The sequence below is a fragment of the Nonomuraea sediminis genome, assembly GCF_018531495.1.
In the GTDB taxonomy this organism is placed as follows: domain Bacteria; phylum Actinomycetota; class Actinomycetes; order Streptosporangiales; family Streptosporangiaceae; genus Nonomuraea; species Nonomuraea sediminis.
Genome location: NZ_JAHDTI010000005.1, coordinates 258,270 through 279,215 on the forward strand (window position 1 = coordinate 258,270; position 20,946 = coordinate 279,215).

Below are 20,946 nucleotides of genomic sequence, written 5' to 3' on the forward strand. Positions count from 1 at the left end.
AACCAAGCGCTTGCTACGCTCCGCCCATGACGTCCACGATCGTGTGGGGTACAGGTAACGTCGGGCGGGCGGCGATCAGGGCCGTCGTGGCGCATCCCGGGCTGGAGCTGACCGGGGTCGTGGTACACGATCCCGGCAAAGTGGGATCGGACGCCGGCGAGCTGGCCGGACTCGGCCGCCAGGTCGGGGTGGCCGCGGGCGACGACGTCGACGCGGTGCTCGCCGCCAAGCCGGGGGCGGTGGTGTACGCCGCGTCCGGCGACATCAGGCCCGACGAGGCGCTGGGCGACGTGCTGCGGGCCGTCAGGGCCGGGGCCGTGGTGGTGACACCGTCGCTGTACGCGCTCTACGACCAGCGCAACGCCCCGGCCGAGCTGCGCGAGCAGGTGCTGCGGGCCGTGGCGGAGGGCGGCGGCTCGCTGTTCGTGTCGGGGATCGATCCCGGCTGGGGCAACGACGTGCTGCCGGTGCTGATCAGCGGCCTCGGCGGGACGATCGACGTGATCCGCTGCCAGGAGATCTTCGACTACACCTCCTACGACCAGGAGGACTCGGTCCGCTACCTGGTCGGCATGGGCCAGCCGATGGACTACGAGCCGCCCATGATCGCGCCGACCGTCCCGACCATGGTCTGGGGCGGCCAGGTCCGGCTGATCGCCAGGGCGCTCGGGGCCGAGCTGGACGACATCCGCGAGCACGTCGAGCGGCAGGCGCTCGACGTGAGCGTGACCACCGCGGCCATGGGCGTGTTCGACAAGGGAACCCAGGGCGCCGTCCGGTTCGAGGTGCAGGGCATCGTCAAGGGCGAACCCCGCATCGTGGTCGAGCACGTCACCCGCATCCACCCCTCCTGCGCCCCCGACTGGCCGACCGGCGAGGGCGCGCACCGCGTGATCATCGAGGGCCGGCCGCGTGTCCAGGTCACGGTCGAGGCGACCGACGAGGGCGGCAACCGGGCCGCCGGCGGCAACGCCACCGCCGCGGGACGGCTGGTGAACGCCATCGGCTGGCTCACCGAGGCGGAACCGGGACTCTACGACGCGCTCGACGTCCCCATCAGCCCGGGCAGGCTCGCATGAGAATCGACATCCCCGAAGGAAAAGACCCGATCACCTACGTCTGGGGAGAGATGGTCCCCGGCATCGGCCCCGCCGCCTCCGGCTTCTCCCTGGCGGTCTACGCCCACACCACGCTCGGCCTGCGCGAGTTCGAGGCGGCCCGGCTGCGCGTCGCGCAGATCAACGGGTGCGTGTTCTGCCTCGACTGGCGCACCGAGCGCGACGGGCAGAAGGTCGAGGAGGGCTTCGCCGACGCGGTCGCCGAGTGGCGCACGACCGACGCCTTCGACGACCGCACCCGCCTGGCCGCCGAGTACGCCGAGCGCTACGCCCTCGACCACCACGGCCTCGACGAGGAGTTCTGGGCCCGCATGACGGCCTCCTACAGCCAGCTGGAGATCGTCGAGCTGAGCATGAGCATCGGCTCCTGGCTGGCCTTCGGCCGCCTCAACCACGTCCTCGGCCTCGACACCGTCTGCGTCCTGCCCAGCGGGGCCTCTCCGCGCGGCAAGGCCTAGCCCACGCCCGCCGTACGGCGAGCCCTACGAAACCCGACATATCCGGAAACGACGGAAGAACACCCAAGGCGCGAAACCCACGACACCCAAGGCGCGAATCACATCGGAAAGAGGACCAGCGCAATGAGTGAATCAACGGGCATCTCGCGCCGCGGTTTCATCGCGGGCACCGGCTCCATGCTGACCCTGGCCGCCTTGGGCAGCCGCCCGGTCGCCGCCGCCGTGATCGCCGACGGGGCGCGCGTCGCCGCCCTCGTCGTCGGCACCGGGTACGGCGGCTCGGTGGCGGCCCTGCGGCTGGCGCAGGCCGGCGTCGACGTGCACATGATCGAGATGGGCATGGCCTGGGACACCCCCGGCTCCGACGGCAAGATCTTCTGCAACACGCTGCAGCCCGACAACCGCTCCTACTGGCTGCGCACCAGGACCAAGGCACCGCTCAACTACTTCCTCGGCTTCCCGATCGACAGGGACATCCCCCGCTACACCGGCGTCCTGGACGCCGAGGAGTTCGCCGGGATCATCGTCTACCAGGGCCGCGGCGTCGGCGGCGGATCCCTGGTCAACGGCGGCATGGCCGTCACGCCCAAGCGCGAGAACTTCGCCGCGATCCTGCCCACGGTCGACCCGGACGAGATGTACGGGGTCTACTACCCGCGCGCCAACGCTGGGCTCGGCGTCGGCCTGGTCGACCCGGCGTGGTTCGAGACCACCGACTGCTACCAGTACGCCAGGGTCGGCCGCAAGCAGGCCCAGCGCTCCGGCTTCCCGTGGACGTTCGTGCCCGACGTCTACGACTGGGACTACATGAAGCAGGAGGCCGCGGGCACCGTGCCCAAGTCGGCGCTGGCCGGGGAGATCCTCTACGGCAACAACTACGGCAAGAAGTCGCTGCAGAAGACCTACCTCGCCCAGGCCAAGGCCACCGGCAGGGTCACCGTCTCGCCGCTGCACAAGGTCACCTCGGTCACCCCCGCCTCCGGCGGCGGCTACACGGTCGTCATGGACCAGCTCAACACCACCGGCGACACGATCGCCACCAAGTCGGTCACCGCCGACCGGGTGTTCTTCGCCGCGGGCAGCGTCGGCACCAGCAAGCTGCTGGTCAAGCTGAAGGCCACCGGCGCGCTGCCCGCGCTCAACGGCGAGGTCGGCAAGGGCTGGGGCGACAACGGCAACGTCATGTGCGGGCGAGCCAACTACCTGTGGGACCCGACGGGCAAGCTCCAGTCGTCCATCCCCTGCTCCGGCATCGACAACTGGACGGCGGGCGGCGCGTTCGCCGAGGTGGCGCCGCTGCCCACGGGCATCGAGACGTACGCCTCGTTCTACCTGTCGATCACCCGCAACCCCAACCGCGGCCAGTTCACCTGGAACCCGGCCACCAGCGGCGTGGACCTCAACTGGCAGACCGCGTGGAAGCAGCCGTCCATCGACATGGCCAAGACGATCTTCGACAAGATCAACGCCAGGGAGGGCACGATCTACCGGACCGACCTGTTCGGCGTCTACAAGATCTGGGGCGACCACCTCACCTACCACCCGCTCGGCGGCGCCGTGCTCGGCAAGGCGACCGACAACTACGGCCGCCTGTCGGGGTACCCCGGCCTGTACGTCATCGACGGCTCGCTCATCCCCGGCAACACCAGCGTGAACCCGTTCGTCACCATCACCGCGCTGGCCGAGCGCAACATCGAGAAGATCATCGCCACCGACCTGTGACGCCGGTGTCGGCGGGGTGGGCGGCCGAGGCGCCGTCCCACCCCGCCGATGCGGGTTGACACGCTCCGCAAGGCGGTTTTCGCTGCAGAGCATGGCCACGGTTCGGCGGTTACTCCTGTGCCTCACGCTGTCGACGGCCCTGATCGGGCCGCCACCGGTCGCCGAGGCGGCCCCGGAGAAGGGGACGTTGTCGCACTTCGGACTGGCGCGCAAGGACTGCGTGGGCACGGCCGCAGGGCGGGCCTCCAAGGTCTGGTACACGGTCGCGGGCGGCGTGCTGTCGGACGTCTACGAGCCGGCGATCGACAACACCGACGTCGAGACCATGCAGTTCGCCGTCACCGACGGCAGCACGTTCACCGAGCTGCAGAGCCGCGACACCACCTACCGGGCGGCCACCGACCGCTCGGGCATGGTCTGCACCGTCACCTCCACCAGCAGGAACGGCCGCTACACGCTCACCACCACCTACCTCACCGACCCGTCGAGCGACGCCGTCGTGGTCAGGACCCGCCTCCAGCCCCCAGGCCTGCGCCTGTACGTACGGCTGGACGCGAGCGTGAACGGCAATGGCGGAGGCGGAACCGTCAACGGCGGCGCGGACACCGGCGTGATCGACGGCGGCGTTCCCGTGATCTCCGACGAGAACACGGTCACCTCGGCGGCCAACCGCGACTACGCCGTCCCCACCCACCTGGCCTTACGCGCCCAGCGCCCGCTGCCGCAGGCCAACGTCGGCTACGCGGGCACGCCCAGCGACGGCGCCACCCCGCTCGACACCGCCCGCACGCTGGAGCCCGGCACGCAGGCCCCCGACGGGAACGTGGTCGCCACCGCCCGCCTGCCGCTCGACGGCGACGGCGGGGTGACGTTCGCGCTCGGCTTCGGCCGCACCCGCCAGGCGGCGCTGCAGACCGCGGGCGCGGCCGCGGCACGGCCGTTCGAGACGACCAGGGCGCGCTACGAGGCGGGCTGGGCCGCCTACGACGCCACGCTCAAGGCGGGCGCCGACCGCCTGTCGGCCAACGTGCTCAAGGCGAGCGAGGACAAGACCTTCCCTGGAGCCGTCGTGGCATCCCTGGCCAGCCCGTGGGGCCAGGCCGTCAGCGCGGGCGACGAGGTGGGCGGCAAGGCCGTCTACTTCGGCTCCTACCGGGAGGTGTTCGCCCGCGACCTGTACGAGGCCTTCACCGGCTTCCTGGCCGCGGGCGACCTGGCCACCGCCCGCGACACCGCCCGCTTCCTGCTGGAACGCCAGCAACTGCCCGACGGCAGGCTGCCGCGCAACTCGCTGCTCAACGGCAGGCTCGCCCCCGACTCCGGTGGCGACCAGCTGGACGAGACCGCCTACCCGATCCTCATGGCCTACCAGTCGGGGCTGAGCGCGTGGGAGCACGTGCGGGCCGCCGCCGACTTCCTGGTGGCCCACGGTCCCGCCTTCGGGGTGGAGCGATGGGAGGAGCAGTCGGGCCACTCGCCGTCCACGATCGCGGCCGAGATCGCCGGGCTGGTCGCCGCCGGTGAGATCGCCACCAGGCAGGGCGACCAGGCGCGCGCCAGGATCTACCGCGCCAGCGCCGACCACTTCGCCCGCTCGGTCAAGACCTGGACGGTCACCACGTCGGGGCCCTACGCCGCCCGGTACTTCCTGCGGCTGTCGCGGGATGGGAACCCCGATGCGGCCTCGCCGTACAACCTGGGCAACGGCGGGCCGACCGAGGACCAGCGGCGCGTGGTGGACGCCGGGTTCCTCGAGCTGGTGCGGCTCGGGATCCTGCCCGCCGACGACCCGGACGTGCTGGCGAGCCTGGACGTGGTCGACCGGGTGATCAAGCGACCCGAGGGCTGGTACCGCTACGGGAGCGACACCGGGGGCACCGAGGACGGCTACGGCGACTGCTACGAACCCGACCCCACCTCCTGCGCGCCCACCGGCAGGCCGTGGCCCACCGGCAACACCGGCTCCGGGCACGTCTGGCCGGTGCTGTCGGGCGAGCGGGCCGAGCACGCGCTGCTGCGCGGCGACCGGCGCACCGCCGCGGCCCTGCTCGACTCGATGGGCGACGGGCTCGTCCCCGAGCAGGTGTGGGAGAACGCCGACGTGCCCGCCTCGCCGTACGGCGGCGACCCCGCGACGGCCTCGATCGGGCTGCGCACCGGGCAGCCCGCCGGCTCGGCCGACTCGCTGACCTGGGCGCAGGCCCAGCGCCTGCGTCTGGCCCTGTCGCTGCGCGCCGGCCGCGTCCTCGAGCAGCCCGACGTCGTACGGCGGCGCTACACCGCCCACGGCATGCCCGCGGCCGCGCCCCTGACCATCACCGCCCAGGTGTCCGGACCGTCGGCCACCGTCGAGGGCACCACGGCACCCGGCTCCCGCGTCGACCTCGCGGCCGCCGCCCTCGACATCGGCGCCCCCACCCAGGTCGTCTCCGTCCGCGCGGGACCGACCGGCGCCTACACCGCGCAGGTGCCGGTGCCGTTCGGCGAGGTGGCGATCACCGCGACGGCCACCGCCTCCGACGGGCGCACCGGGTACGCGCGGACCACGGTCGTCGGCGACATCAGCGGCGCGACCACGCTGCTCGACGTGGCCGACCCCGACGGCGACGACCACGGGCCGGGCACCTACGCCTACCCCACCGCCGCCGACTTCCACGCGGGCGCCTTCGACCTGCGCCGCTTCCAGGTGATCACGGACGCGACCACGGTCTACCTGCGGGCGGAGGTCAGGGACCTGACGCCGACGTTCGGCAACCAGATGGGCGCCCAGCTGCTCGACGTCTACGCCCTCGACCCGTCGGTGGCCACCCGGTCGACCGAGGCCGCCTTCCCGCAGCGCAACTACGCCGTCGACCCGTGGACCCAGCGGGTGGAGGTGCAGGGGTTCGCCGCACCGGCCTGGGTGCGCGCCGACGGCACCGCCGTCAACGGCGCCGCCGTGCGCGCCTCCGGCACCACGCGGACCATCACGATCGCCCTGCCCAAGGCGGCCTTCGGCACCCCCGCCCCCGGCTGGGCCTTCGCCGTCGTGCTCACCGGCCAGGACGGCTTCAGCGCCGACCAGGCCAGAGGCTTCGCCGCCACCCCGCAGCCCTACCAGTTCGGCGTCTGTACGGCCGACGGCACCGATCCCCTGTGCGCCTTCGACCCGGGCCGCGTTCCCAAGGCGCTCGACGTGATCGGAGCCTCCCGGCTCGACCCGCTCTCCGGGCCGGTCACCGTACACGCGGTGCCCTTGACAGGCTCCTAGCGGCGGCAGAGCGTGGCCTCACACGCCTCATCCCGAGGGGGCCACCATGGCCGTACACGAGATCCGCATCGACCGCGCGCTCACGCTGGGCGAGGAACCCGCTACCGGGCACAACCGCTGGCATCCCGACATCAGGCCGATCGTCCGCTGCGAGCCAGGCGACGAGGTGGTGATGGAGACCCGCGACGCCTTCGACGGCCAGCTGGGGCCGGGCGCCACGCTGAAGACGGTCGCCGCGCCCGACCTGGACGTCGTCCACCCGCTGACCGGGCCCGTGTACGTGGAGGGCGCCCAGCCCGGCGACCTGCTGGAGATCGAGATCGTCGAGATCGTGCCCGACTCCTACGGCTACACCGTGCAGGTGCCCGGGTTCGGGTTCCTGCGCGACGTCTTCACCGAGCCGTTCATGGTGCGCTGGCACCTCGGCGACGGGTTCGCCCTCTCGCCCGACCTGCCCGGAGTGCGGATCCCGGGGGCGCCGTTCATGGGCACGATCGGGCTGTCGCCGGGGCACCGGTCGATGGCCAGGATCACCGCCAGGGAGCTGGCGGCGCTGGAGCGCGGCGGGTTCGTGCTGCCGCCCTCGGCCGACGGCGCGGTGCCGCGCGACCCGGCGATCGCCAACCACGGGCTGCGCACGATCCCGCCCAGGGAGCAGGCGGGCAACGTGGACATCAAGCAGCTCGTGGCGGGTACGCGGCTGTTCGTCCCCGTCGACACGCCCGGCGCGCTGTTCTCCGCCGGGGACGCTCACTTCGCCCAGGGCGACGGTGAGGCCTGCGGCACGGCCATCGAGATGGCGGCCACGCTGCGGGTGCGCTTCGCCGTACACCCGAACGAGGCCGGGGTGCGCGAGCCGCACTTCTCAGGCGTGCAGGACGCGCCGCCGCGCAGCTACTACGCCACGACGGGGATGTCGGTCAGCAGGGACGGCGAGGTCGCGGCCGAGGACCTGACGGTGGCGGCCCGCAACGCGCTGCTGAGCATGATCGACCACCTCGGGACGCGCGGGTGGAGCGCTCAGCAGGCCTACGCCATCTGCAGCGTGGCCGTCGACCTGAAGGTCAGCCAGCTGGTCGACGTCCCGAGCTTCCTGGTCTCCGCCCTCCTCCCCGAGGACATCTTCACCACCTGACACCGCGCGCGGCGCCCAGCAAGCCCGCTGCCAGCAGCAGGGCGACCGCGAACGCCGCCGGCCCGAGCGTTTGCGGGATCTGGTGCTTGACCCCGCCGATCACCGCATCGGCGATCTGCACCAATCCGTTGATCGCCAGCAGCAGGGCGAGAGCCCGCCATGATCGCGCGGCCAGCAACCACAGCATGCTGCCCGCGAGCACGAGGTTGCGGGCCGCCATGTAGGCGGCGTAGGTCCTCGCGGCCGCCCCGTCACCTCCGGGCACCAGACCGCCGGGATCCACCAGCGCGGACACGGTGAAGTAGCCGGTGGCGAGCACGGTGAGGATCACGACGATCGTGCCGAACCACCGAGCACCTCGTAAGGTGACCATATCGTTTAGCTTCTGAATCATATGGCTACGCTAACATCGGTCGGGTGGATGCGGAAGAGTCGGTGACAGGAACGGTGAGCTACCTGCTCGGTAAGCTCGGCCGGCACGCGACCGGGCGCTTCGCCGCCCGCCTGGCCCCGCTCGGCCTGCGTCCGCGCCACTGCGGAGTGCTCGAGCTGCTCGCGCCAGGCCCTCGAGCCCAGCTTGACCTGGCCGACGCCCTCGGGGTCACGCCGGCCGTGGTGGTCGACATGCTCGACGAGCTGGAACGGCTGGGCGCGGTCCGGCGGGTCCGCGACACCGCCGACCGCCGCCGTCACCTCATCGAACTCACCCGGGAGGGCGGCCGCCTCCGCGCCCAGGCGATCTCACTGGCCCGCGAAACCGACGCGGAACTCCTCGCCACCCTCGACCCCGCCGTCGCCACGGCCCTCCGCCACGCCTTGCAGGGCCTCGCCACCACGTTCCTCGCCGGGATCTCCCCCGATCAACCTGAGGCCGGGTAGCGGCGCCAGCGTGCGCCCAATCAGTCCAGTACGGCGCGCCGCGAGCGCTCCCTGCGCGCCCGCACGGGCGAGTCCAGCCTGGCCGAGCGCGTCCAGTACCCGGCCAGCATGACCAGCATGGCGTCCACCGCCTCGGCGGGCGCACCCGCGCCGAGCGGATGCCGGGTGAAGATCTCCTCCGGATCGCGACCCCCCAGATCGGACAGCAGGAGCAGGCAGACCAGATCGGCCCAGTCCGGTCCCGTACAGGCCCGCCCCCAGTCGACCAGCATCGCGGTGCCTGTGGCCGGGTCGATCATGAAGTTGTCGTGGCGCGGATCGAAGTGCAGCAACGTGTCGCCGGTGACCAACTCGGTCCACCGGCCCTCGACCCTGGCCAGCCGGGAGGCGGGGCCGTGCAGCTCGTTCCAGATCTCGCACCTGCCCGCCATGCGCTCGGCGATGGTGGGCAGGCCTGGGATCGGGGCGGGGGTGAGTGCGCGGGCGCAGGTCGTCAGGACGTCGAGGGCGGCCGCGAGGTCCTGCTCGCGCCACGGCTCGGGTGGCGGCGTGCCCGGCGCCACGTCCGTGCACAGCAGCACCCAGCTGTCGACCTCGCAGGAGAACAGCAGCCGCGGTGCGGGGACCTCGGCCGGCAGGGCCGCCGACACGACCGCCTCGGCGCGGTAGTCGTCGGTGGGCTCGGCGTCGGTGGCCTTGACGAACACGCGGGCGCCGTCGGCGAGGGTGACGATGCCGCGGGTGCCGCGGGAGTACCCGCCTGCGGCGGGCGCGAAGGCACGTAGCGGGGAACCGAGGCGGTGCGCCAGCTCGCGGGCCAGGGCGGCCGGGAGGTCAGTCACCCTCCTCCTCGGGAGGGTCCTCCGGGATGCCGCGGTCCAGGACGAGTTTGGCCCGCCTGAAGCGGGCGCACCGTTCCTCCACTTCGCGCTCGTCCGCGAGGGTCCAGTCGGTCATGAACGCCATCGTGTCCAGCGTCACTGATCACTCGCAGGCGTTTTGCTCAGTCGAGCACCTCCACCGTGCCGCGCTCGCCGTCCACCCGGATGCGGTCGCCGTCGCGCAGGCGCATCGTGGCGTTGCCCGTGCCCACCACCGCGGGGATGCCGAGCTCGCGGGCCACGATCGAGGCGTGCGACAGCGGCGCCCCCATGTCGGTGACGACCGCGGCGGCGCGCGGGAACATCGGGGTCCAGCCGATGTTGGTGAGCGTGGTCACCAGGATCTCGCCCGCCTTGAGCCGGTCGCCCTCCTCGGGGGTCGCGATGACGCGGGCCACGCCCTCGACGATGCCGGGCGCGCCGGGGAAGCCGGTGACGGTGTCGCTGACGGGCGCGCCCCCGCCGCGGGCGTCATAGATGTCGCCGCGCCGGTCGGGGTCGGCGGCCCAGCGGACCGGGTCGAAATGGCCCACGATCAGCGTCGGGTAGGGCGGCAGCGCCGCGTACTGCTCGTGCGTGGCCCGCCGTACCTCGATCGTGGACGGGGACGCGGCGCCGCCGCGCAGCACCGGCAGCAGCTCGTTCAGGTGGAGGAAGAACGCGTCGTCGCCGAGGCCGGTCAGCTCGCCCGCCCGCACGACGAAGGCGCGCAGCACCCAGAAGGCGCGCATGTTCTCCGAACGGGTGTCCTCCCGGTCGCGCACGACCGCGTTCCACCGCTTGACGCGGGCGCGCATCTTGCCGACCTTGCGCGGATACCTGCCCGCGAAGCGCGCCCACGCCTCGTCGCGGGCCTTGGCCTGCTTGGCCAGCAGCGCGGCGGTGTCGGCGCGCAGGTCGCGCAGGCCGGCCAGCTGGGCGTCGATCCAGGCGGGGTCCTCGCCGGGCCTGGGGATGGACACCTCGAACTCGTGCGGCCCGCGATGGCCGTAGGTGAGCGCGAACTCCTCCCGGGTGATCTCGCCGGCAGCCAGCTTGGTCAGCCCCAGGATCGGGCCCAGGCTGGCCAGCTCGCCGTCGGTGTTCACCCCGGTCAGCATGGCCTCGGCGTCGACCTCGCCCATCATCTTGCGCAGCTTGTCGCGGGTCCACACCAGCGTGGCGCCGCCCTGCCGGCCGGCGGCCTCCAGCATCCGGCAGGCGGTCACCAGGTGCGGCTCGATCTCGCGTCCCCACAGCGCGGCCAGCTCGGCCGGGTCGTCGGTGGCGGCGATCGTGGCGCGCAGTTCCTCGCAGCGGCGCCGCGAGGTGGCCAGGAACAGCCGCATGCCCTTGAGGTTGGCCCGCACCCGGCGCTGGATGCCGACGGCCATCGGCAGGGTGCGCTTGATGATCTCCCAGCGCGACAGGTCGACCAGCGGCACGTCCAGGTCCTTGGGCAGCTTGCCGAAGACCTGCTCGACGGCGCCGAGCCGCGACTGCATGCCCAGCGCCCTGGCGATGGTGATCACCACGGACAGGTTCATGTAGAAGCGGCCGCCGATGTTGCCGACCAGGTCGAAGCCCGGCATCGCGGCGGCCGACATGGCCTCCTCGATGAACAGCCGGACGAACGACCAGGTGGCCGGGGTCATCACATCGGGGATCGCCTCGCCCAGGTTGCCCGCGGTCCACAGGTAGTCGCCCTTGAGGCTGTCGTTCCACTCCTCGACCTGCCGCCTGATGCGGGTGATCGGGCGGGCCTGGACGATCAGGAACTCGCCGCCGCTCCTGGCCCACTCCACGTCCATGGGCGTGCCGTACAGCTGCTCGATCCGCTCACCGATCCGCGCGAGCCGTACTGCTTGCGCGTCGTCGAGCACCTGGCGGGCGCGCAGGTCGGCGGGCACGGGCTCCTCGCGGGTGCCGTCCGCGGTCCGCACGGTCATCACCGATTTGTCGCCCAACGTCACCGATTTCACGGCATCTGCTGAGATAACCAGCGTGTCCGGGGTGACCTGGCCGCCCACGACGGCCTCACCCAGCCCCCACGAGGCGTTGACCACGATCTCGCCGCGGTCGCCCGTGACCGGGTTGGCGGTGAACATGATGCCCGCCGCGTCGGCGTCCACCAGCTCCTGCACGACCACGGCCAGCGCCACGTCGTCGTGCGGCACGCCGTTCTGCTCCCGGTAGGCCACCGCGCGCTCGTTCCACAGCGAGGCCCAGCACTTCCTGACCGCCTCGAGCAGGCCGTCGCCCCTGATGTTGAGGTAGGTGTCCTGCTGGCCGGCGAACGACATGTCGGGCAGGTCCTCGGCGGTGGCCGACGACCGCACCGCCACCGCCACGTCGGAGCCCAGCTCTGCGTAGGCCTTGCGGATCTCGGCGGCGATCGGCTCGGGCATGTCGTGGCGCAGGAACAGCGCGGCGTCGCGGGTGCGCAGCAGCTCGTCGAGGAACGGGGCGACGAAGCTCCGGTAGGCCTCGGTGGTGATGTGGAACCCCGGCGGCACCGGCAGCCCGGCCCGCGTCAGCCTCGCCAGCGAGGCGCCCTTGCCGCCGGCCGTCGCCAGGTCGGCCGCCGGATCGTCGAGAGGGAGGACAACCCGCACGTCACACGCTCCTTAGCGAACCGGCCAGCCTGCGCTCGGCCAGTTCTGCGATGGTGTCGAGATAGTCGAGCAGGGCCTGCGCCTCCGGCGCGGACGGCGTCCAGCCCAGGGCCCGCACGCACGCGTCGGCGATCAGCTCCACCAGCCGCCCGTCGGGGGTCCTGCGCTCCTCGGGCACCATCGCCTGCAGCGTCATGAAGCCGTAGACCGTCGAGCTGATCACCAGCACGTGCTCGCCCGGGGTCAGGTCCGCGCGCAGCACCCCGAGTTTGACCAGCCGGCCGAGGTAGTCCTCGAACGCGGTGCCCAGCTCCATCGAGCTGCTGCCGCTCTGCCGCTGGCGGGCCAGCTTGCCCAGCACCTCGGTGTCCGACACCAGCATCGCCCGCATCAGTGGCCTGCGCAGGAGCTCGGTCGCCAGCAGGACGAGCAGGTCGCGCAGCGTTTCCGGACGGGCCTGCCGTACCTGCGCCAGCATGCGCACGCGCTCGCGGCGCAGCAGCGCCGCGAACAGCTCCTCGCGCGTCTTCCAGTGCAGGTAGATGGTGCCCTTGGCGACGTCGGCCTGCTTGGCCACGTCGTCGATGGTGGTCTTGTCGTAGCCCCAGCGCAGGATCAGCTCGCCTGCCGCGTCGAGGATCCTGTGCGCTCGCTCCAGCTGTCGCGCCGGTTCCAGCGGCGGTCGCCCTGCCATCCCGATCACCTCAATTGTTTGACCAGATGACTATAAGCGGTCATTCAATTGATGCCAAGGGGGTCACGACTCCAAGCTCGGTCTGTCAGTTTCGAGATATCCGGCCGAGCAGTCCCGCCGCCTCGGGGGCGAAGGTCTCGTCGCCGGTGTCGACGGCGATCTCCAGCATCCGTACGGCCAGCGCGAGGTCGCCGCGCTCGTGGCGGATCTCGCCCAGCCGGCAGGCGGCCTCGGCCACCAGGGCGGGCTGGTCGGTCAGGCTCAGGGTCAGCTCGTAGTAGCGCAGCGCGCCGTCGCGGTCGCCCAGCCAGTAGCACAACTCGCCCAGGTGGGCGGCGGCCATGCCCGACTCGGAGTGCCCGGCGTCGATGACGCGCTGGTACCAGGCCAGCGCCTCGGGGAAGTCGCGGGCGCGCTTGGCGAGCGCGCCCAGGTACATGGCCGCCAGCGGGCCGATCGACTCCAGCGCCTTGAGGTACCAGTCGCGGGCCTGGGCCTCGTCCTCGTCGTGGTAGGTGATGCCGAGCCCGAGCATGGCCCGCCCGGCCAGGTCGGGGTCGTCGCCGTCGACGACCCTGAGCAGCACCTGGCGCCCTTCTGCCACCTCGCCCGCGTCGATCAGCGCCTGGCCCAGGACGCTGAGCGCGGCCGGCTCGCCGGACTCGGCCGCCTCGCGCAGCGTGCGCAGCGACGTCTCGGTGTCGCCCTGGCGGCCCTGGATCATGCCGAGCAGGCTGCCGAACACCGCTCCCGCCGGGCTGTCGGCGTCGCCCGCCTGCCGTTCGACCACGCTGGAGAAGGCCTCGGCATCGCCCTCGGGGTCCAGCAGTGACAGCAGCTTGCCGCCGGCCACGAAGCGGACGTCGGCGTCGTGGTGGTCCTGCAGGCGTTCCAGCATCGCCCTGGCCTGGCCGGTCTCGCCCAGCTCCGCCAGGCGCTCGGCCAGGCCCATCTCGGTGAACGGGTCGGATCCGACCAGCCGGTAGTACAGGCGCACGGCCTCCGGGTCGTCGCACAGCTCGCCCAGTTCCCTGGCCCGGTCCGCGGCGCGATCCCCGCCCAGCGACAGCACCTGCGCGGCCAGCGCGTGCTCGCCGCGCTCGTAGTTCTCGTAGGCCAGCGCGGCCAGCCGTTCGGCGGCCTGCTGCGTGCCCGCGGCGGCGTAGGCCTGGGCGGCGGCCAGCGGGTCGCCCTCCTCCTGCAGCCAGCGGCCCAGCCTCTCCCCCGCCGTGCCCACGGCGTCGGGGTCGCCCGACTCCATGGCCAGCCTGGCCTCCCGGTGCGCCTCGGCGGTCTCGCCCAGCGTGTACAGCGCGTCGGCCAGGTCGGCGCGCAGGCCGGGCAGGGGGAAGCCGGTGTCGAGCGCGGCGCGGTACTTGGCGACGGCGCCGTGCGCGTCGCCGCGGGCGCGGCAGGCGTCGCCCCACACCCAGTAGGCGAAGGCCACGGTCTCCTGGTCGCCGGTGGCCACCGCCCTGTCGGCCTCGGCGGCCACGGCCTCGTGGTCCTCCTCGAGCAGCAGGTGGACCAGCAGGTGGTGTCTGCTTTCCAGGTCGCCGGACTCGGTGCCCGCGATCAGGGCGGTGCGGGCGCCTTCGGTGTCGCCCCGCTCGTCGAGCAGGCGGGCCAGGTCGACGGCCGCCTTGGGCATGGCCTTGCGCAGGGCCTCGACGGCGCCGTCGAGGTCGCCCCTGGCCTGCCGTACGGCCGCGATGTGTGCCCAGGCGGTCGTGACCAGGTCGGGCTCGGCGCAGCCGGTGACAGGGAGGAAGACGAGCTCGGCCCGGGAGTGGTGACCGTCCTGGGCCTGCAGCGCGCCCAGTCCGAGGCGGCCGAGCGCGGACTGGCGCGGCCCGGCCAGCTCGACGGCCAGCCGGTAGAACGGCTCGGCGCCGGTCTCGAGCACGGCGTCGAAGGCCTCCTCGGAGGGCGCCTGCTCGAGCAGGGCGCGGACCGTGGCCGCGTCGCGCTCCTCCAGCGCGATGAGCAGGTCGGCCATCGCCTGGCCCGAACGTTCCGCGAGCGCCTGGCGGGCCGCCTCGCGCCGGCCGTCGGCCAGCAGCGCCCACGGCCGCTCCTCGGGGTCGGACGTGCCGAGCCTGGCCCGGGCGATGGCCGCGGCCCGCTGGTCGCGGTCCTGGGCGGCCACGCGCAGGTGCGCGGAGCGGGCCGCCTCGGCGTCGCCCGCCTCGGCCAGGGCGCGGCCGGCCTCCAGCAGAGTGGCGGGTTCGGCGTCGGGGTCGAGCGCGGCGGCGCGTTCGAAGGCGGCGCGGGCGCCCGCCAGGTCGCCGGTCCTGGCCAGCAGGCCGCCCAGTATCCGGGCCGACTCCCCCGCCAGCTCGGGCGGGGCTCCGGCGGCGGCGGTCTCGGCGGTGGCGACGGCGGCCTCCAGGTCGCCCGCCTCACGCAGCTGGACGGCCAGGTAGAGCGGCGCGGCCTCGCCGAGGGCGGCGTCAAGCACCTGGCGGGCCTCGCCGGCGCGGCCGCCCGCCACGAGCGCCCGGCCCAGCTGGAGCGCGCTCTGCTCATCGCCCTCCAGCTCGTGCAACGCCAGGAAGGCCGCGGCCGCGGCGTCGTGTTCGCCGAGGCCCAGCTGGACGTGGCCGAGGCCGCGCAGCGCGGCGGCCCGCATCCCTTCGTCGTCGCCCGCGGCCGCACGCTGCCAGGCCTCGATCGCGCCGCGGGCGTCGCCGGCGTCGTCGCGCAGCGCGCCCAGGTAGCAGGCGGCCTGCTGCTCCAGGTCGGGATGGGTCACCAGCGACAGCGCGGTGCCGGCCGCCGCGCTCCGGCCCGCGCGCTGCCAGGCGTGCGCGCACTCCATGGCGAGCAGGGCGTCCTGCCAGGACTCGGCCGGGATCGGGTCCTGGGCCAGCAGCCGTGCCGCGAACTCGTCCTCGGCCGTGGCCAGGGCCGCGCCGTCGAGATCGTCGAGCCGTATCCGGGTGAAGCCCAGCATCCAGGCGTTGCCCAGCCGCTCGTGCAGCCGGGTGGCGGCCAGCAGGTCGCCCTGCCGCTCGTAGGTCTCGAGCAGCGGCAGCGCGGCCGCCCGCCTGCCCGACTCGAACGCTGCGGTGAGGGCGGCCCTGGCCTCCGCGTCGTCCTCGGTGAGCTCCCCCAGCGCCTGCGCCACCCAGGGCGCCAGCACCGGGTGCCCCTCGGCGTGCGCGCGGCGCAGCAGGTCCAGGTCCCTGAAGGTCGCCGCCGTGTACGACAGCGCCAGCGGATCGGCCTCGACGTCCACCAGCTCGAGCGCATCCGACAGGTCGTAGCCGGTGGAGACCAGCATCTGGGCGAACACCGCGGCGCCGACCGCCGAGTGCTCGGCCGCCTCCCGGTAGCGCGACAGCCCCTCCTGCCTGCCCAGCCGCTGGTGGTCCACGATCGCGCCGAGCACGGGGTGGACGCCGTCGCCGGTGCGCAGCAGGTGGAGCAGGAACGCCGCGGTGAAGCTCTGGAGGGAGTCGCCGCTTTCTGCCACGTAGGCCAAGAGCTCGTCGGCCTGCTCCAGGTCCCCCTGGCCGATCTCCAGCTCGGCCAGCGCCACCATCGCCCTGGCCGACTGCTCGGCCGCGACGGAGTCGGCGGCCTTGCGCAGCAGCCGCCTGGCCTCGGCCACATCGCCCTCGCGCAGCAGTGCCAGGCCCTGGTCCACGTCCTGCAGCGCCTGCTCCTCCTCCGGGTCGGCCAGCGGCTCCTGCATGGCCGCGTGCTGCAGCAGGAGTTGCGCCTTGAACGACACGTCGGTGTCCGGGTGCTCGGCGGCCAGCCTTACGACGTCGATGACCTCGTCGATCGGCAGCAGGCTCAGCAGCATCACGCAGCTGGAGGCCCACTCGGACTCTTCCTCCTCCAGTACGGCGCGCACCGCGGCGGCCGCCTCCTGGACCTCCCCGGCCTCGGCGTGCATCTGGGCCAGGCAGGCGCGGGCCTCGGTGGCGTACTCACGCTGGCCGCTGGCGATCACCCGGTGGAACAGCGCCCTGGTCTCGTCCTGGTCGCCGAGCTGGGCGATCACCTTGGCCAGCTCGATCAGGGCGGGCAGCCGCAGTTCTGGCCTGGGGTCCTCGGCCGCCGCGCGGTAGGCGGCCGCCGCCTCGGCGTACTCGCCCAGGTCGACCAGCACCGCGCCGAGGAGCTTGCGCGCCATGGCCAGGTGGTCGGGATGGCCGACGGCGATCGCGTGCTCGCAGACCTGGCGGGCGGCCTCGAACTCGCCCTGCTCGGCGTGGTGCTGGTAGAGCCGGAACGCCGACAGCGACACCACCTCGGGATCGCCGCACGTCAGCAGCTCCCGGTACTCCTCCTCGGTGTCGGCCAGCTCGTAGCGCCCGCGGGCGTCGAAGGTGTCCCGCGTGTCGAAGTCGGGCAGCTGCAGCTCGGCCGCCAGCTCGGCCACGGCGGGGCTGTCGCACCTGCGCGCCCGCTCCAGCGCCTCGCCGGCGCCCTGGGCGTCGCCCAGCTGGGTCAGCACGAGCACCAGCGCGGTGTCGGCCAGCGCGGCCACCTCGAAGTCGGCGCCCTCGGCGGCGATCATCAGCACCCGGTGCGCCGCACCGTACTCCTCGGCGTTGACCAGCATCATGCCCATCTGGATGGCGCTGCGCTGGCCGTAGACGGGGTCGCCGGACAGGATCACCGAGCGGTGCGCGGCCTCGGCGCCGTCCAGGTCACCCTGCTGTTCCAGCAGGCAGGCGAGCAGGTGCGAGGCCTGCGCATCGCCGGTGGCGGCGATCTGTCTGAACAGCGTCGCGGCCTCGGCGAGGTCTCCCTCTTCCCAGCAACGCAGGGCCGCGTCGAGCTGTTCTGACGCCATCGTCAACTCCTCAGTCACCCCGTAAAGTGAAAAAGCTACACATCTGTTGCTCTCGTCACAGAGCATTCGGAGATCTGCCTTCCCGGGCCGGTACGGCCCGCCGGGGCCGTACGGTGGTGGCCATGGGGAACGCGTTCTGGATCGACCAGGACTTCGACCGGGACCGTGACGGCCGCTACGCCGTGCACGTGCGCAAGAACCTGGCGGAGTTCGAGTTCGGGGACATCGCGCCGGTCCGCTTCGCGTGTGCGGCCTGGCGTCTGGCGACCCCGCCCTCGCTCTCGCCCGGCTACGTCCGCTGGGATCGCCGCATCCTGGAGGCGGCGTGCGTGCGCAACACCTGGGACGGCACGCTCAACGCCCGGGTCAGGCTGGTCTCGCCGCTGCCCGAGGAGCTCACGCGCTCGCGTACCTGGTGGCGCGATCGCGGGTGGCAGGGCTGGCCGGAGACGTTCGGGCAGTACGTGGAGCCCACTCAGCAGGATCTGGCGCGCAGCCCTTTCCTGCGGGCCACGCTCCTGGTGGAGGTCCCTGTGCCGCTGGCGGACCTGCCGCCGGAGCCGGAGGGCCCGCACGACGCGGTGGAGCAGAGCGCCGAGCGCGCCCTGGTCGTCCTGGTCCGCGAGCTCAACGACCTGATCAACCCGATACTGGCTCAGCTCCCGTGAAGGGCAGGCCGGTGATGACGGCCAGGACAGTGGTGCCGCCGGGGAAGCGGCCCTGCCGTACGAGGTCGAGGATCCCGTAGAGCATCTTGGCGACGTACACCTCTTCGACCCGGTGTTTCGTGGCGAAGGCCTGGAGGGCCGGGGTCGAGCGGGCGTAGCCACCGAAGTGGTAGCCGAGCTCCAGCGACCAGTTCTCGAAGACCCGCCCGAAGGCCGCCGACTGCAGGCGGGCCACCTCATCGACCAGGAAGCCGCCGCCCTTGAGGACCGAGAACCCGATCGCCCGCTTCCCCGGGGGCAACCCTGCCGCGATGCCCGCCAGGGTCCCGCCGGTCCCCACCGGGCAGCAGATCACGTCGTAGTCGGCCTCGACCTCCGCGGGCAGCTCGGCGCAGCCCCGCACGGCCGCGGCGTTGCTGCCGCCCTCCGGCAGGATCGCCACGTCTCCCCAGGTCTCGCGCAACCGGTCGAGCACGGCGGGCGTGTGCTTGAGCCGGTAGGTCGCGCGGTCCAGGTAGGTCAGGCGCATCCCGCGCTCGGCGGCGTAGGCCAGGGACGGGTTGAGCGGCAGGTGTTCCTCTCCGCGGATCACGCCGATCGTCTCGAAGCCGTGGCGCCGGCCGGCCTCGGCCACGGCCCTGATGTGGTTGGAGTAGGCGCCGCCGAACGTGAGCACCCGCGGATGGCCCAGGTTGTACCTGAGTTTGCGCGCCTTGTTGTCGTCGTGTTTCAACAGGACCCGGACCGATCCGAGCGCCGGATCTGCCAGCTCCTCCATGGCGCTAGTCTACGGTCGGGTCATTGTTTAGGAGTGTGCGATCATGCGCGTTGTTGATGCTTTCCGTTCGGCCTTCGGTGCCGAGCCCGAGACGGTCTGGCACGCCCCCGGGCGGGTCAACCTCATCGGCGAGCACACCGACTACAACGACGGCTTCGTGCTGCCGTTCGCCGTGCCGTGGGGCGTCACGGCCGCCGTCACGCCACGCGCCGACCGCACGATCCGGCTGCTGTCGCTGCAGTCCGCGGGTGGGGGCGAGCCGGTCACGATCGCCGACCACGCCGACTCCCAGGGCTGGACCCGCTACGTGGTCGGCGTGCTGGCCATGCTGGGCGACCGGGTGCGCGGCGCCGACATCGCCGTCGACGGCGACATCCCGCAGGGCGCCGGGCTGAGCTCGAGCGCGGCGCTGGAGGTGTCGGTGGCCTCCGCGCTCAACGACCTGCACGGGCTCGGCATGACGCCGATGGAGGTCGCCCTGCTGTCGCAGAAGGCGGAGAACGACTTCGTCGGCATGCCGTGCGGCATCATGGATCAGGCCGCCTCGGCGCTGTCCAAGGAGGGGCACGCGCTCTTCCTCGACTGCCGCAGCCTCGGCCACCGCAACGTCCCGCTGGACCTGGCCGCGCGCGGGCTGCAGATCCTCATCATCGACACCCAGGTCCACCACGAGCACGCCACCGGCGAGTACGCCAAGCGCCGCGCCGAGTGCGAGTCGGCCGCCCGCAAGCTCGGCGTGGCGTCGCTGCGCGACGTGGAGGACCTGGCCGGCGCGCTTGACAGGCTGCAGGGCGACGAACGCAAGCGCACGATGCACGTCGTCACCGAGAGCCACCGCGTCGAGGCTCTGGTCGGCCTGCTGCGCGCCGGGCAGATCACCGAGATCGGCGCCCTGCTCAACGCCTCGCACCTGTCGCTGCGCGACCAGTACGAGGTCTCCAGCCCCGAGCTGGACGCCTCCGTGGAGGCCGCGATCCGCGGCGGCGCGCGCGGCGCCCGCATGACCGGCGGCGGCTTCGGCGGCTCGGCCATCGCGCTGGTCGCCGACGACCGCCTGCAGAGCGTGCAGGACGAGGTGGCCAAGACCTTCGCTGCCATGGGCTGGACGGCGCCCCGCTTCCTGCCCGCCACCCCGGCTCAGGGCGCCCGCAAGCTCGCCTGACGGTACGGGACCCTAGAGCGGCGGGAAGGCCGGAGGGCGGCGCTCCAGGAAGGAGGCGACGCCCTCGGCGAAGTCCGGGCGGGAGAAGGAGGCCACCATCTCCTGCACGGCGGTCTTGGCCGACTGCTCGAGCGTGACGTCCCAGTCGTTCCACACCTGCCGCTTGATGATCGCCATGGATGTGGGCGAGCTGTGCACCGCCAGCTCCCGCGCGTAGGCCTGCGCCTCGGCCAGCACCGAACCGCCCGCCACGGAACGGTTGACCAGCCCCATCTCGTAGGCCTCCGCGCCGCTGAAAACCCGCCCCGACAGCAGCACGTCCATCGCCCGCTGCTGGCCCATCAGCCGCGGCAGCACCCACGACAGCCCGTACTCCGCGATCAGCCCGCGGCGCGGGAACGCGGTCGTCCACTTGGCCTCGGCCGCGGTGAAGACCAGGTCACAGACGAGCGCGTGCACCATGCCGAGCCCCGCGCAGGCCCCGTTGACCGCCGCGATGACCGGCTTGGGGATCGTGGTGGGGAAGGTGTTCGGCCGCGGGTCGGGCGCCTCGTCGAGGCTGCCGGTCTGGATGGCGGTCAGCGTCTGGAAGTCGGCGCCTGAGCAGAAGCCCTTGCCCGCCCCCGTGACCACGATCGCGCGCACCGCCGGGTCCTGCGCGGCCTGCTCGAGCAGGTCGAAGTAGACCCGGCCGAGTTCGACCGTCCAGGCGTTGAGCTTGTCGGGACGGTTGAAGGTGAGCGTGAGCACGCCCTGGTCGACCGAGGAGAGCACGAGTTCCGCCATGCCGATAA

At 72.7% G+C, this 20,946-nt stretch carries 16 protein-coding genes; 8 read left to right on the forward strand and 8 right to left on the reverse strand.

The annotated features are described in order from the left end of the window. Positions 1-26: 26 nt before the first annotated feature. The 5 genes from KIK09_RS25795 (at position 27) to KIK09_RS25815 (ending at position 7,683) form a co-directional block, all read left to right on the forward strand. A complete protein-coding gene (locus tag KIK09_RS25795; protein WP_214321917.1) occupies positions 27-1,079 on the forward strand; it encodes an NAD(P)H-dependent amine dehydrogenase family protein in 1,053 nt (350 codons plus the stop codon). Further along, positions 1,076-1,576 (forward strand): carboxymuconolactone decarboxylase family protein, encoded by a 501-nt coding sequence (locus tag KIK09_RS25800; protein WP_214321918.1) that lies wholly within the window; start codon positions 1,076-1,078, stop codon positions 1,574-1,576. Before KIK09_RS25795 ends, KIK09_RS25800 begins: the two co-directional genes overlap by 4 nt. 123 nt (positions 1,577-1,699) lie before the next feature. Next, complete coding sequence (locus KIK09_RS25805; RefSeq protein ID WP_214321919.1) at positions 1,700-3,298, forward strand: GMC oxidoreductase; 1,599 nt, start codon at positions 1,700-1,702, stop codon at positions 3,296-3,298. Positions 3,299-3,389: 91 nt separating this feature from the next. Continuing rightward, positions 3,390-6,548 (forward strand): glucodextranase DOMON-like domain-containing protein, encoded by a 3,159-nt coding sequence (locus tag KIK09_RS25810; RefSeq protein WP_214321920.1) that lies wholly within the window; start codon positions 3,390-3,392, stop codon positions 6,546-6,548. Positions 6,549-6,594: 46 nt separating this feature from the next. Next, a complete protein-coding gene (locus KIK09_RS25815; protein WP_214321921.1) occupies positions 6,595-7,683 on the forward strand; it encodes an acetamidase/formamidase family protein in 1,089 nt (362 codons plus the stop codon). Here the strand turns inward: KIK09_RS25815 and KIK09_RS25820 are convergent. Beyond that, on the reverse strand, positions 7,673-8,056 hold the full coding sequence (locus KIK09_RS25820) for a hypothetical protein (protein WP_214321922.1): 384 nt from the start codon (positions 8,054-8,056) through the stop codon (positions 7,673-7,675). The two genes, KIK09_RS25815 and KIK09_RS25820, sit on opposite strands and share 11 nt — an antisense overlap. A gap of 44 nt (positions 8,057-8,100) precedes the next feature. Between KIK09_RS25820 and KIK09_RS25825 the strand changes: the two genes are divergently transcribed. Further along, a complete protein-coding gene (locus tag KIK09_RS25825) occupies positions 8,101-8,562 on the forward strand; it encodes a MarR family winged helix-turn-helix transcriptional regulator (protein WP_214321923.1) in 462 nt (153 codons plus the stop codon). A gap of 20 nt (positions 8,563-8,582) precedes the next feature. Here KIK09_RS25825 and KIK09_RS25830 read toward each other — a convergent pair whose 3' ends face one another. From KIK09_RS25830 to KIK09_RS25845, 5 genes are all read right to left on the reverse strand, one after another. Beyond that, entirely contained in the window at positions 8,583-9,404 is an 822-nt protein-coding gene (locus KIK09_RS25830; RefSeq protein ID WP_214321924.1) for a phosphotransferase, read from the reverse strand. Then, positions 9,397-9,519, reverse strand: a complete 123-nt coding sequence (locus KIK09_RS59380) for a hypothetical protein (protein ID WP_275956275.1) — start codon at positions 9,517-9,519, stop codon at positions 9,397-9,399. The genes KIK09_RS25830 and KIK09_RS59380 overlap by 8 nt, the downstream gene beginning before the upstream one ends. 46 nt (positions 9,520-9,565) lie before the next feature. Beyond that, complete coding sequence (locus KIK09_RS25835; RefSeq protein ID WP_214321925.1) at positions 9,566-12,037, reverse strand: PEP/pyruvate-binding domain-containing protein; 2,472 nt, start codon at positions 12,035-12,037, stop codon at positions 9,566-9,568. A 1-nt stretch (position 12,038) separates the two neighbouring features. Beyond that, positions 12,039-12,731, reverse strand: a complete 693-nt coding sequence (locus KIK09_RS25840; RefSeq protein ID WP_214321926.1) for a TetR/AcrR family transcriptional regulator — start codon at positions 12,729-12,731, stop codon at positions 12,039-12,041. A gap of 85 nt (positions 12,732-12,816) precedes the next feature. Further along, positions 12,817-17,544 carry a tetratricopeptide repeat protein gene (locus KIK09_RS25845; protein WP_214321927.1) on the reverse strand — a complete coding sequence of 1,576 codons (4,728 nt, stop codon included), beginning with the start codon at positions 17,542-17,544 and terminating at the stop codon, positions 12,817-12,819. Positions 17,545-17,666: 122 nt separating this feature from the next. On the opposite strand from KIK09_RS25845, the gene KIK09_RS25850 reads away from it, so the two are divergent. Next, positions 17,667-18,212 (forward strand): hypothetical protein, encoded by a 546-nt coding sequence (locus tag KIK09_RS25850; RefSeq protein WP_214321928.1) that lies wholly within the window; start codon positions 17,667-17,669, stop codon positions 18,210-18,212. Here KIK09_RS25850 and KIK09_RS25855 read toward each other — a convergent pair. Next, positions 18,184-18,990: a 1-aminocyclopropane-1-carboxylate deaminase/D-cysteine desulfhydrase gene (locus KIK09_RS25855; RefSeq protein WP_214321929.1), complete on the reverse strand. Its 807-nt coding sequence runs from the start codon at positions 18,988-18,990 to the stop codon at positions 18,184-18,186. The two genes, KIK09_RS25850 and KIK09_RS25855, sit on opposite strands and share 29 nt — an antisense overlap. 43 nt (positions 18,991-19,033) lie before the next feature. Here KIK09_RS25855 and galK point away from each other — a divergent pair, with 43 nt between their 5' ends. Continuing rightward, complete coding sequence (gene galK / locus KIK09_RS25860) at positions 19,034-20,152, forward strand: galactokinase (protein WP_214321930.1); 1,119 nt, start codon at positions 19,034-19,036, stop codon at positions 20,150-20,152. A gap of 12 nt (positions 20,153-20,164) precedes the next feature. On the opposite strand, the gene KIK09_RS25865 is transcribed toward galK, so the two are convergent. Continuing rightward, positions 20,165-20,938, reverse strand: a complete 774-nt coding sequence (locus KIK09_RS25865) for an enoyl-CoA hydratase-related protein (RefSeq protein ID WP_214321931.1) — start codon at positions 20,936-20,938, stop codon at positions 20,165-20,167. Positions 20,939-20,946 lie beyond the last annotated feature (8 nt).